Source organism: Pedobacter rhizosphaerae (assembly GCF_900111155.1).
Taxonomy (GTDB): Bacteria; Bacteroidota; Bacteroidia; order Sphingobacteriales; family Sphingobacteriaceae; genus Pedobacter; species Pedobacter rhizosphaerae.
In genome coordinates this window covers 182093-194841 of sequence record NZ_FOGG01000008.1, presented here as the reverse complement: position 1 = coordinate 194841, position 12749 = coordinate 182093, and the positions used below count along the sequence as shown (strand labels likewise).

8 protein-coding genes are annotated in these 12749 nt (G+C 39.6%); 4 read left to right on the top strand and 4 right to left on the bottom strand.

Annotated elements, in window-relative coordinates:
• Positions 1–243 precede the first annotated feature (243 nt).
• From dctA to truA, 4 genes are all read right to left on the bottom strand, one after another.
• Positions 244–1512: a C4-dicarboxylate transporter DctA gene (gene dctA, locus BMX11_RS09010; protein ID WP_090883647.1), complete on the bottom strand. Its 1269-nt coding sequence runs from the start codon at positions 1510–1512 to the stop codon at positions 244–246.
• Between the two features lie 27 nt (positions 1513–1539).
• Positions 1540–2565, bottom strand: a complete 1026-nt coding sequence (locus BMX11_RS09005; protein ID WP_090883646.1) for an isoaspartyl peptidase/L-asparaginase family protein — start codon at positions 2563–2565, stop codon at positions 1540–1542.
• A gap of 53 nt (positions 2566–2618) precedes the next feature.
• Positions 2619–4388 carry an ABC transporter ATP-binding protein gene (locus BMX11_RS09000; protein ID WP_090883644.1) on the bottom strand — a complete coding sequence of 590 codons (1770 nt, stop codon included), beginning with the start codon at positions 4386–4388 and terminating at the stop codon, positions 2619–2621.
• 447 nt (positions 4389–4835) lie between these two features.
• Entirely contained in the window at positions 4836–5585 is a 750-nt protein-coding gene (gene truA, locus BMX11_RS08995; protein WP_090883642.1) for a tRNA pseudouridine(38-40) synthase TruA, read from the bottom strand.
• A gap of 128 nt (positions 5586–5713) precedes the next feature.
• Here truA and BMX11_RS08990 point away from each other — a divergent pair, with 128 nt between their 5' ends.
• From BMX11_RS08990 to bshC, 4 genes are all read left to right on the top strand, one after another.
• Complete coding sequence (locus tag BMX11_RS08990; protein WP_090883640.1) at positions 5714–6181, top strand: DUF4293 domain-containing protein; 468 nt, start codon at positions 5714–5716, stop codon at positions 6179–6181.
• 380 nt (positions 6182–6561) lie between these two features.
• Positions 6562–8454 carry a DEAD/DEAH box helicase gene (locus BMX11_RS08985; RefSeq protein WP_245738620.1) on the top strand — a complete coding sequence of 631 codons (1893 nt, stop codon included), beginning with the start codon at positions 6562–6564 and terminating at the stop codon, positions 8452–8454.
• A gap of 436 nt (positions 8455–8890) precedes the next feature.
• Complete coding sequence (locus BMX11_RS08980; RefSeq protein WP_090883638.1) at positions 8891–10720, top strand: alpha-L-fucosidase; 1830 nt, start codon at positions 8891–8893, stop codon at positions 10718–10720.
• A gap of 91 nt (positions 10721–10811) precedes the next feature.
• On the top strand, positions 10812–12398 hold the full coding sequence (gene bshC / locus BMX11_RS08975; protein WP_090883636.1) for a bacillithiol biosynthesis cysteine-adding enzyme BshC: 1587 nt from the start codon (positions 10812–10814) through the stop codon (positions 12396–12398).
• Positions 12399–12749 lie beyond the last annotated feature (351 nt).

Here is a 12749-nt window from a genome sequence, read left to right as displayed (position 1 = left end):
CGTCGAGTTCCGTAGGAGTTCTACGGATTGTTTAATGGAGGAGAGTCTTGGACTCGGTTTAAGTAATGTTGAGTTATGAAACTCAACGGTATGTTCTAATCCGTAGAGGCGCTGCGCTTAACTCTACGGACAGGGTAGGTGCGGGCTAAAAGTCTAGGCGCATAAAACTCCAAACTAAAAACTCCCTACTCCAAACTAAAGCCTCAGAACCCAGACTACCGACTAAAGACTCCAGACTGAGGACTAAACCTCCTCACTCCGCTCTATCGCTGCTGGCTTTATCGCTCTCAGATACTTGGCTTCGTCGAATTGCTTTTCGCTCTTCGCAATTACGATGGTAGCTACGCCATTACCGATTACATTGGTTATTGCACGGGCTTCACTCATAAAGCGGTCTACACCAATTAAGATGGAAATATGCTCAATGGGCATAATCTTTAAGGCTGTTAAGGTAGAAACGAGCACAATAAAACCGCTCCCGGTAACGCCTGCGGCACCTTTAGAAGTTACCATTAAAATTCCTAAAATGGTTAGTTGTTGCCCAATGGATAAATCTATTTTAAAAACCTGACAAAGAAAAATCACCGCCATAGCCAGATAAATGGCTGTTCCGTCTAAATTAAAGGAGTAACCCGTTGGAATCACCAAACCTACCACAGATTTATCGCATCCGATGGCTTCCATTTTTTGCATCATACTCGGCAAGGCCGATTCTGATGACGAGGTGCCTAAAACAATTAAAATTTCCTGACGGATGTATTTAAGGTATTGCCAAAGGCTAAATTTATAGTACCTGCATATACCATTCAGAATTACGAAGATAAAAAGGATGCAGGTGAGATAAACAGAGCCCATTAACTTGGCCATCCCGAGGATGCTTTGTAAACCATGTGTTCCTATGCTAAACGCCATTCCGCCAAAAGCACCAATGGGTGCTAAACGCATCACCACCTTCATGATTCTAAATAATACCTTAGAAATCTTATCAAAAGCATTTAGTACTACAGTTCCTTCCCCTCCTAATTTGTTTAAGCCATAACCAAAGAGAATGGCAAAAAATAAAATCTGCAGAATATTACCTTCGGCGAATGATGCGATAACGTTATGGGGGATAATATGCAGAAAGAATTCCCCCCAATTCATATCTTTTGCCTGCTCGGCATAGCCTGCAATTTTAGAAGCATCTCCTTTACCGGTTTGCATGCCTACGCCAGGCTTAAGAATATTCGCAACCAAAAGACCGATTGCAATAGCTACCGTACTCACAATTTCAAAGTATAACAGGGCCTTCCCTCCTACACGACCAACTTTTTTCATATCGCCCATATGGGCAATACCTAAAACAATGGTAAAAAAGATAATTGGCGCAATCAACATGCTGATCATGTTAATAAAACCTTGACTGATCAGTTTGGCTGTTGGGGCAAATGCGGGAAAACTTGCGCCCACAATTATGCCCAGTGTAATGGCCACTAAAACCTGAAAAGTTAAGTTGGAAATGACTGACTTCATTTTATTGGATTAGCAGCTGAATATTGATTATTTATAAATTAAGACTTCAATTTTACCATCGGTGGTAACAGCACCTCTGTACATGCCCTCTGTATTAAATGGCATAGCAATGTTGCCTTTCTTGTCTAAAGCAATTAAACCGCCATCTCCACCCATTTTACCCACTTTATCTAATGCTATTTTCGAAGCTTCTACTACTGATAAACCTTTATATTCCATTAAATCGGATATGGTTTTAGCCACTACATTGCGGATGTAAAATTCGCCCCAGCCGGTACAGGAAATCCCGGCAGTTTCATTATTGCAATACGTTCCGGCCCCAATAATTGGCGCATCTCCTACTCTGCCATATTTTTTGTTGGTCATGCCCCCGGTTGAAGTTCCTGCGACCAGGTTTCCGGCCTGATCTAATGCCACACAGCCCACGGTACCAAATTTATAATCGTGATTTTTGATACCCAAAAGTTCTGATTTCTTACTTCCATGGTCTAAAACAGCCTTAGCCGAATCAGCTTTGATAGCCTTCTGTAAACCATCCCATCTTTCCTGAGTCCAGAAATATTTTGGGTCAACAATCTCTAAACCCGCCTCTTTGGCAAACTGTTCTGCTCCTGTGCCGATCATCATCACATGTTCAGATTTCTCCATTACTGCCCTTGCAGCAGAAATTGGATTCTTTATCGTAGTAACGCCTGCAACTGCTCCTGCCTTTAATGTTTTACCTTCCATAATGGCAGCATCAAGCTCGTTGCGCCCATCGTGTGTAAAAACCGCACCTTTTCCTGCATTAAAATGAGGATCATTTTCCAATACATGAATAGTAGCTTCTACAGCATCCAAACTACTTTTTCCTGCTTTTATTTGGGTATAACCTGCTTTTAATGCCTGGGTTAAGACTGCAATGTATGCGGCTTCCTTTTCTGGGGTCATGTTCTTTTTAAGGATGGTACCCGCCCCACCATGAATAACCATTACATATTTTTTCTGCTGTGCAGATGCCTGGAATACCAATAATGAAAACAGCATAAGCGCTGTTGCTTTTATCCACTTCATTTCTGATGATTTAAGAAGAGGTTAAATTAAGAAATTCTGCCGGAATAAAGTGTTTATGCTTTTGCGATTCCTTCTGATGAAAACTGAAGATCGTAAAGCCTTTTATAGTAACCATCTAGTTTCAAAAGTTCCTGATGTGTACCTTTTTCTTTAATCTCCCCTTTATCCAAAACAATAATCTGATCGGCTTTCTGGATAGTTGATAATCTATGGGCAATTACAATAGAGGTTCTTCCATCCATTAAATTATCGATGGCCTTCTGAATCAACAATTCGGTTTCTGTATCTACAGATGAGGTAGCTTCATCCAAAACCAGTATAGCAGGATCATGCACCAAAGCCCTGATAAAAGAAATTAGCTGAGCCTGGCCGGCAGACAGCGTAGCGCCCCTCTCCATTACATTGTATTGATATCCGCCTGGTAGTCGCTCGATAAAATCGTGAGCACCTACTTTTTTTGCTGCTTCTACCACTTTTTCCAGACTAATTTGAGGGTTATTGAGGGTGATATTATTTAAAATTGTATCCGAAAATAGAAATACATCCTGCAATACTGTGGCAATGCTTCTTCTGAGGTAATCTAAATCAAAATCTGCAATCTGGATTCCATCTACTGTAATTTCTCCCTTTTTAATCTCATAAAAACGGTTTAAAATATTGATAGTGGATGATTTACCTGCTCCTGTAGCGCCAACTAAGGCTACTGTTTCTCCTGCCTTGACATTAAAAGTGAGGTTCTTTAATACGTATTGTTCATCATTATAGGCAAACCAAACATCGTTAAACTGAATGTTCCCTTCTAATTTCTTTGGTGTTGCTACACCTTTATTCGGAGTAACTTCATCAGTATCTAATACCTTAAATACTCTTTCTGCACCCACCATGCCCATTTGCAGGGTATTAAACTTATCTGCCAATTCTCGTATCGGCCTGAATAACATGTTAATATAAAGGATAAATTCTGCTATGGTACCTGGGGTAACCACATCCGGTTTAGCTAAAATAGACCGGGAACCATACCACACCAATAAACCTAAAGACATGGCTGAGATTAGCTCTACTACCGGAAAAAATATAGAATAGTACCAATTAGAACGGATATTGGCATCACGATATCTTTTATTAATGGCATAGAATTTTTTATATTCCTGTTTCTCGCGTGCAAAATATTGAATAATGGAAACGCCGGTAATATGTTCCTGGAGAAAGGTATTGAGGTTAGAAACTTCAGTACGTACCTCCTGAAATGCTACTTTAATTGCTTTTTGAAATATACGGGTGGCGATAATCAGCAATGGGATAGGAACTAGCACCACTAAGCTTAATTCCCAATCGGTGTACAGCATTACCCCAACAATTACAATAACCTGAAGGGTATCGCCAATCATGGAGATTAGCCCTTCAGAGAAAATATCGGCAATGGTTTCCAGATCAGATACCGTTCTGGTAATCAATTGTCCGATGGGTGTTTTATCGAAAAATTTTAACCGGAGCTTTGTAATGTGATTAAAGACATTGATCCTCAAATCACGAATAACCGACTGGCCTAATGTATTGGTTAATAAAGTATGGTTGTATTGAATTAATGTTTGCAAAATCAACATGGCAATCATTAAAATCGACATGGTTACCAAGCCTTCGTAATTTCCGGGCAAAATGCATTTATCGAGTGTATATTTAATTAACAGGGGCCTAACCGGAGAAATCGCAGCCAGAAGAATTGTTAAAATAACTGACCAAATAAAAATTGCACGATAAGGCTTTACGTATTTAAAAATCCGTTTTAATAATCCTGTATTGTATACGTCGCCTGTTACTGCCATTTTTTAAAAAGTTAATGAATGAATTTTGAAGGAGTGGATGAGTGAATTGCATAACCCCATTCAATCCCCCGTTCATTCTCTCATTTAATTAATGAATGAATTTTGAAGGAATGAATGAGTGAGTTTTGCACTACCATTTAATCACCCGCTCATTCTCTCATTCCATCATTCTCTCATTTAATTAATGAATGAATTTTGAAGGAGTGAATGAGTGAGTTTTGCATTACCATTTAATCGCCCGTTCATTCTATCATTCAATAATTCTCTCATTCCATCATTTAATTAATGAATGAGTTTTGAAGGAGTGAGTTTTGCATTACCATTCAATCGCCCGTTCATTCTCTCATTTAATTAATGAATCAGTTTTGAAGGAGTGAATGAGTGAGTTTTGCACTACTATTTAATCGCCCGCTCATTCTATCATTCTCTCATCCCATCATTCACTAATTATATGTACGGGTATTCTACCTTAACTAAATACAAACCGCAAGCGGGAACCGATTGTCCTGCGTTACTGCGATTTTTACTTTCTATTATTTGTTTAAAGTCTTCAATGTCAATTTCCCCTTTACCTATCCTTACCAAGGTACCCATAATTGCCCTTACCATGTTCCTCAAAAAGCGATCTGCCTTGATATTAAAAACCAGGCCGTCTGCCATAACCTCAAATCTGGCTTCCATAATTTTGCAGTTATTGGTAAAGGTTTGGGTATTGGATTTACTAAAGGCAGAAAAATCTGTAAACTGAAAGAGCGCTGCGGCTGCCAAATTCATCCTTTCTACATCCAACTGATCTTTCAATAGCCAGGACCGGTTTAATTTAAAAGGGTCTTTTTGAAAATGCACATGGTATTTATAGGCTCTTGCCGTGGCATCAAACCTGGCATGAGCATCATGCTGAACGGGAATAATTTTTTGAACGGCTATTTGATAAGGTAAAAGTGCGTTTATACCCGCCACGGCATTTAAAACTTTTTCCGCTTTAACATCAGCTACATCAAAGTGTGCAAAAAATTCGGTTGCATGCACACCGGTGTCGGTTCTACCACAACCCAATGTTTCTATGGGTTGCCTAAAATAAACAGACATGGCCTTGTCTAACAATTCTTGTACAGCAAGGGCATTGGGTTGGGTTTGCCAACCGTGATAGGGTGTGCCGTCGTAAGCAATCTGAATAAAATATCTGTTTTGACTCAAAGCGATGCAAAAATACTTTTTTCCTTTTATTAGACGAGCCGTATAACGATAATTAATATCCCTCCACTGTAAAAATCTTTTTTAAAGGTTGAGCAGAATAACTAAGTTTGCCTAAATTATAAGTTAACATGATACAACGCGTACAATCAATCTGGCTCTTTTTTGCATCTCTGTGCTTAGTGGTGATGTTGTTTTTACCTTTGGTAACTAAAGAAGCTAACAGTGTGGAAAGCAGCATTTATACTTCTGGTTTATTTCAAAAATCGGCCGGGCAGAGTGGCTCGGGCATAAAAGCAGAAGCCTTTTTACCTTTATTGATCACCAACATAGCGCTAATCGTGATTTGCCTGGTAAACATATTTAATTTTAGAAGAAGGAACGTTCAAAAGCGACTGGCTATTGTTTCTATTGTTTTGACGATCGGTTTTGGTTTCTGGTGCAGTGTTTACGCCAAAAGACTGCCTGGAGGCGTTGATGGTGCCTCTTTTGAATTCGGAGCCTACCTTCCGGCTTTGGCTATACTATTTTGCATTTTAGCCATTTTCGGCATCAATAAGGATGAAAGATTAATCCGTTCTGCTGAGCGTTTGAGATAATTTTGCGCTGGGTTTTCTGTTTAATAGTTGCAGAGAAACAATGTTCATAAACCCGGGTAAAGCGGCATCCTTTTGCTTCTTCAGCAAAAGATATAGCGTAAAACGGGACTACAGCAAATAGAAAGGTGTAAGTTATTTTTCCCTGATTCATTGAAAAACGGGTATCTACTAAACCTGATATAAATCAAAAAATACCTGCCCTACTCCTAAATCAGGGCATATAATTTAATAAAGCAGGTGTTTCCTTCTAGCGGGCACCTGCTCAATTCTCATTACTTCCTTATTTTCAAACGATTAGTTAAAAAAACTATTTAATTGATTATCTGTGAAATACGGATTATTAACAGTACCTTTGCGGCTCAATTAAAAAAAGAAGACGAATGATAAACCCATTTCAATTATTGGGGATAAGTGATGACGTCGTTAATGCCATTAAAGACCTTGGATTTGAAAATCCAACGCCGATTCAGGAGCAAAGTATCCCTGTACTGTTAGAAGGCACTAATGATTTTGTTGGTTTGGCCCAAACAGGAACAGGAAAGACAGCCGCATTTGGTTTGCCGCTGTTAGAACTAATCGATTTTAAGATGAACAAGCCACAGGCATTAATTTTATGCCCTACCCGTGAGCTTTGTTTGCAAATCGCTAACGACCTTAAAAACTTTTCTAAAAACGTTGCTAATGCCCATGTAGTTGCCGTTTACGGTGGTGCAAACATTATGCAACAACTACGTGAAATACGCAATGGCGTACAAATTGTAGTGGCCACGCCCGGCCGTATGTTGGATATCATTGGCCGTAAAGCCATTGATTTTACAAATGTTAAATATGTTGTGCTTGATGAAGCCGATGAGATGTTGAATATGGGTTTCCAGGAAGACATCAACGAGATTTTATCAACTACACCTGATGACAAAAAAACCTGGTTATTCTCGGCTACTATGCCGGCAGAGGTTCGTCGTATAGCTAAAACCTATATGGAAAACCCTACTGAGTTAACCATGGGCACCAAAAACACTGGTAACGTAAATATCGAACACGAATACTATGTAGTACGTGCAAGAGATAAATATGCTGCCCTAAAACGTATTGTGGATTTTAACCCTGATATTTTCGGTGTTGTTTTCTGTAAAACAAAACTGGACACACAGGATGTGGCTGAGCATTTAATCAAAGATGGTTACAATGCAGATGCTTTACATGGCGATTTATCACAACAACAACGTGATAAAGTAATGCAACGTTTCCGTGAGCGCAGTATGCAGTTATTAATTGCTACAGATGTTGCTGCTCGTGGTATCGATGTGAACAATGTAACACACGTAATTAATTACGCTTTGCCTGATGAGATTGAAAGTTATACCCACCGTTCTGGCCGTACTGGTCGTGCTGGTAAAACTGGTATTTCTATCTGTATCATCAACTCTAAAGAGGTTGGCAAAATCCGTCAAATTGAAAGAATTATTGGTAAACAGTTTACAAAAGCTGAATTGCCTACTGGTTTTGACGTTTGTGAGAAACAATTATTCTCGTTAGTACATAAAGTGCATAATGTTGAGGTTAATGCTGAGCAAATTGATCAGTATATTCCACGTATCATGGACGAGTTTGCTGATTTAACTAAAGAAGAAGTGATTAAACGCTTTGCTTCTTTAGAGTTTAACCGTTTCTTAGATTACTATAAAAATGCTCCGGATCTTAACGCTCAAGCGGATGATCGCGGAAGTGATAGAGGTGAGCGTGGTGCCCGTGGCATTAGAAGCAGCGAAGGTTATACCCGTTTATTTATCAATTTAGGTTCTGTTGATGAGTTTACCCGTGGCGATATGTTATCTTTCATTTGCAACAATGCAAAGGTAAGTGGCAAAAACGTTGGTAAAATTGATCTGAAAGGTGTTTACTCTTTCTTTGAAGTAGAAGATGCTATTGTAGATAAAGTTTTTGATGGCTTTAAAGCTGTTGACTTCAACGGACGTAATGTTCGTATTGAGCGTAGCGGTGATGGCGGTCGTGAAGGCGGAGAGCGTGGAGAACGCAGAGGCGGAGGACGCAGTTACGGTGGTGGTGAAAGAAGAAGTGGTGGCGGTGGCCGTAGTTTTGGCGGTGGCGACAGAAGAGGTGGAGATAGACGTGAAGGCGGAAATCGCGAAGGTGGCGGTGGTTTCAGAGATTTCTCTGGACGTAAACGTGAAGATCGTGGTGGAAACGCTGGTGGCGGTAGCCGCAGAGAAGGCGGAAACCGTGAAGGCGGTGATCGCAGAAAAAAATGGTAAATTCCTAAACCAAATATTTTACAGCCAGTTTCGTTTATTCGAAACTGGCTTTTTTTATGGAATCTTAATGCGGCAGGTAAGAACCACCCCCACCACTACACTGACTGATCCAGCCGCTCCTTAAAAATGCGGGGAGCTGCAAAACGCCTAAGATAGCGCGTTAAAATGGTCATTATTTCGACGTACATGAAAATCTTGATAAGGCAGGCGAGTAACTACCCCCACCACTACACAGCCTGACTCACCCCCTCCTTAAAAATGAGGGGAGCAGCAAAACGCCTAAGATACAGCGCGTTAAAATGGCCATTATTCCTAAAGCATTTCCATCCGCCCTCTATCTACGCTGAATGTACAATTATGCTGAATAACATACCTTTTACATTCAATGCCTTTTATTGGAAATAGGATATATTTACCAAAATTTATCCTAATCCCTATGTCTTTCAGAAAAATTCTAACCCTTTTATCCTTAACGCTCATTTATATCCAGTTATCTGCACAACAAAGCAATAAAATGCAGTGGTTTGCCGATGCGAAACTGGGGATATTTATTCATTGGGGAGTTTATTCGGTAGATGGTATTTCTGAATCCTGGTCTTTTTACAACAATTACGTTAACTACCCTACTTACAAAAAACAGCTTAACGGCTTTACGGCTGCGAAATATAACCCTACAGAATGGGTAAACCTGATTAAAGAAAGTGGTGCAAAATATGCCGTGATTACGAGTAAACATCACGACGGAATTTCTCTTTGGGACAGTAAGGCTCCTTTGGCCTTAACCGTTCCTAAAGATAGCAAAGCTAAAAAAGATGTCCTTACGCCTTTCGTTACCGAGCTTAAGAAATCAGGTTTAAAAACCGGAATCTATTTTTCTTTACCCGATTGGTCTTATCCTCATTATGATATTTTTACCCGGGAACATAAACGTTATGATGCTAAAGTTGATATGGCACAATGGAAAAAGTTTTTAAATTATCAACAGCTACAGCTCAAAGAATTAGCGAATGCCTATAATCCAGATTTATACTGGTTTGACGGAGATTGGGAACATAGTGCTGAAGAATGGGAAGTACCCCAGATTAAAAATATCCTCAGCGGGAAAAATCAAAATGTAATTTTCAATTCCAGATTAGGCGCTTATGGAGATTATGAAACTCCTGAACAAGGTGTACCCGTATTGAAACCACAGGCGAAGTACTGGGAACTGTGCTATACCATGAATGATTCCTGGGGTTATCAGCCTTTTGATACGCATTATAAATCGGCCAATATGATTATCAGAACCTTGGTAGACTGTATTAGCATGGGCGGCAATTTGTTGCTCGATATTGGTCCTAAAGCTGATGGAACCATCGCTCCTGAACAGGTTGACATTCTGAAAAAGTTAGGCCGATGGACTAAAAAACACACTGAAGCCATTTACGGAACTGAAACTGGTATCCCCTCCATCCATTTTAATGGCAAAACAGCACTTTCTAAAGATAAAAAAACACTATATCTCTTCACTGATTATCAATCGAATGATGGTCTAGCTTTAAATGCTATTCAATCTAAAATTAAAAGTGTTAGCGTAATCGGTTATACTGGCACCGTTAATTACAAAATCACGGAAGCGAACAACTATCTCATCAACTTACCAAAAGCTGCATACGATCAGGATGTAACGGTAATTAAAGTTACATTCGCCGAGCCTGTTCAGCTGAGCCCTGCTAAAGACCTGGCTGTTTCTGTTGACGAACTTTTAACCAACAGCAAATCTTCCTCACACCAGAAACTAGCATCGGTTATTACAGAAATTAGCAAGGGTAACAATATATTCGATAAAATTAATCTGACTGTAGATGGAGCAGGTTTTGAGCCATCAGTAAAAAACCTGGACACAGCAACTTACAACTGGGTTTTAAAACATACCGAAGCTCTATCTAAAACCCAGGCTGGTATCCCTGAAGGGCATTATCAGGGTAAAACCTTTTTATCGGCAGATAAGCAAAATCTCTTCCTGATTGTTGAAAGCCAACCTACTGGACCAATTGCTATAAAAGGCTTAAAAAATAAAATTAACAGAATTAGAATTGTAGGCGAAGGCACTATTTTACCCTACGAAACTTACAACAAATTGTACTGGAGTAAGATACCCGGGATTGTATATATTCCACTGCCGGCCGAGAGATTAGATAAACACTTTACCATTATTAACGTACTTGTTGATGGCCCTATTGATTTATACCGGGAACATGTAGGGGTTTTGGATCAGAATAACTAATTCAGGTTCAATGGGCAGCATTTTATCTATCCTTTGTAAAATATGTAAAGCGAAAACATTTTCTGATTAAATTTGCCTTAATTCGCAAACTATGCAGGCAAAATATATTTCGTACCAAGAAACAGGCTCTTTCTCTAAACTGGTTCTGGATTATATTAATAATGAAGAATCTCTTCGCCCTTTTTATAGCTATCGTCCTGATATGGATGGCTTGGCTGAAGCTATAGCGAAGAGGCGTTTTCAGGGAAATCGGAATACATTAGTTCAGGTACTCAAACAACAATATCAGCATTTAGTACCTAATAAATCTGTTACTAAGAATATTGAGCTGTTAGGTCAGGAAAATACTTTTACCGTTACCACCGGGCACCAGTTAAATCTTTTTACCGGCCCGCTTTATTTCATCTATAAGATTGTAACCACCATTAACCTGGCCATTGAACTTAAGATGGCTCATCCCGATAAGAACTTTGTTCCTGTTTACTGGATGGCGACAGAAGATCATGATTTTGATGAAATTAATCATGTGAGTGTGGATGAAAAAAACATTAGCTGGATACAACATACCAATGGTGCTACCGGAAGATTGAGTACCAAAACAGTAGCCGCAGCGGTATTGGCATACAAAGGTTACCTTGGCATTTCTAAAAACGGAAAGCATATAGCCAAACTGGTAGAACAGGCTTATCTGGAGCATGATAACTTAGCTGATGCCACCCGATATTTAGTTAATAACTTATTCCAGAAATACGGCTTGGTTATCGTCAACGCGGATGATCATGAATTAAAAAAACAGTTTTCCTCCATCATCGAGCGCGACATTCTCGAACACAACAGTGCCAGACTAATTGGTGAAACTTCCAATCATCTGGCAGCATTCGATTATAAAAGTCAGGTAAACGGCCGCGACATTAATTTCTTTTATTTGAAGGATGATTTGAGGGAAAGGATAATATTTGAAAATGGGAAGTATTTAGTTAATCACACCGATATTTCGTTTACAGAAGCGGAAGCAAAAGCTGAGATAGCCACCTACCCCGAAAGATTTAGCCCGAACGTAGTGATGCGTCCTATGTATCAGGAAGTGATTTTACCCAATATCGCTTACATTGGTGGCGGTGCAGAAGTAGCCTACTGGATGCAGTTAAAGGCTAATTTTGATTTTTACCAGGTAGATTTCCCTGTGTTGTTACTCCGAAATTCAGCGCTACTAATTGATAAGAGAAGTGCTCAGAATATCTATAGCCTGGGGTTTGAGTTATCAGATTTCTTCCTCCCTACCGAGGAGCTTAAAAATATCTGGGTAAGAAAAAATACAGAAACTCAACTGAGTTTGGCCGATGAAACCCGGGCCATTAACAGCATCTTTGATCAAATAAAACTTAATGCTTTTAAAATAGATAAAACACTTTCAATATCAACAGATACAGCCAAGCAAAAGACAAACAGGTTGTTGGCCAATCTCGAAAAAAAATTATTTAGGGCTGAAAAACGTAAGCATGAAACAGCATTACTACAAATAGAAAACGTAAAAAACAGACTTTTCCCTAACGGGACTTTACAGGAAAGAACATTTAACATCGCCCCTATGTATGTAAACTATGGTGAGGATTTTCTTTCTTCTTGTATTGAAAATTTTGAGCCATTGGGCGGGGATTTTACATTATTGCTTCCGTAAGTATGTCGGAAAGTCCGGGGACCGAGGTCAGAGGCTTAATTGCAAAAGCGAAAAGCATTTACACGCCCAGTCTTGATACTTGATACTAGAAGTCAGAAAGTCGGGGGTCCGAGGTCAGAAGTCTGGAAGCAGAAACCGGGAGCGAGCAGAAGCTGAGAAAATAACTGTATGCACCAAGTCTTGATACTTGATACTAAATACTTGATACTAGGAGTCGGAAAGTCCGAGGTCCGAGGTCAGAAGTCTGGGAGCAGAAATCAGGAACGAGCAGAAGCTGAGAAAATAACGGTATGCACCAAGTCTTGATACTCGATACTAAATACTTGATACTAGAAGTCGGAAAGTCCGGAG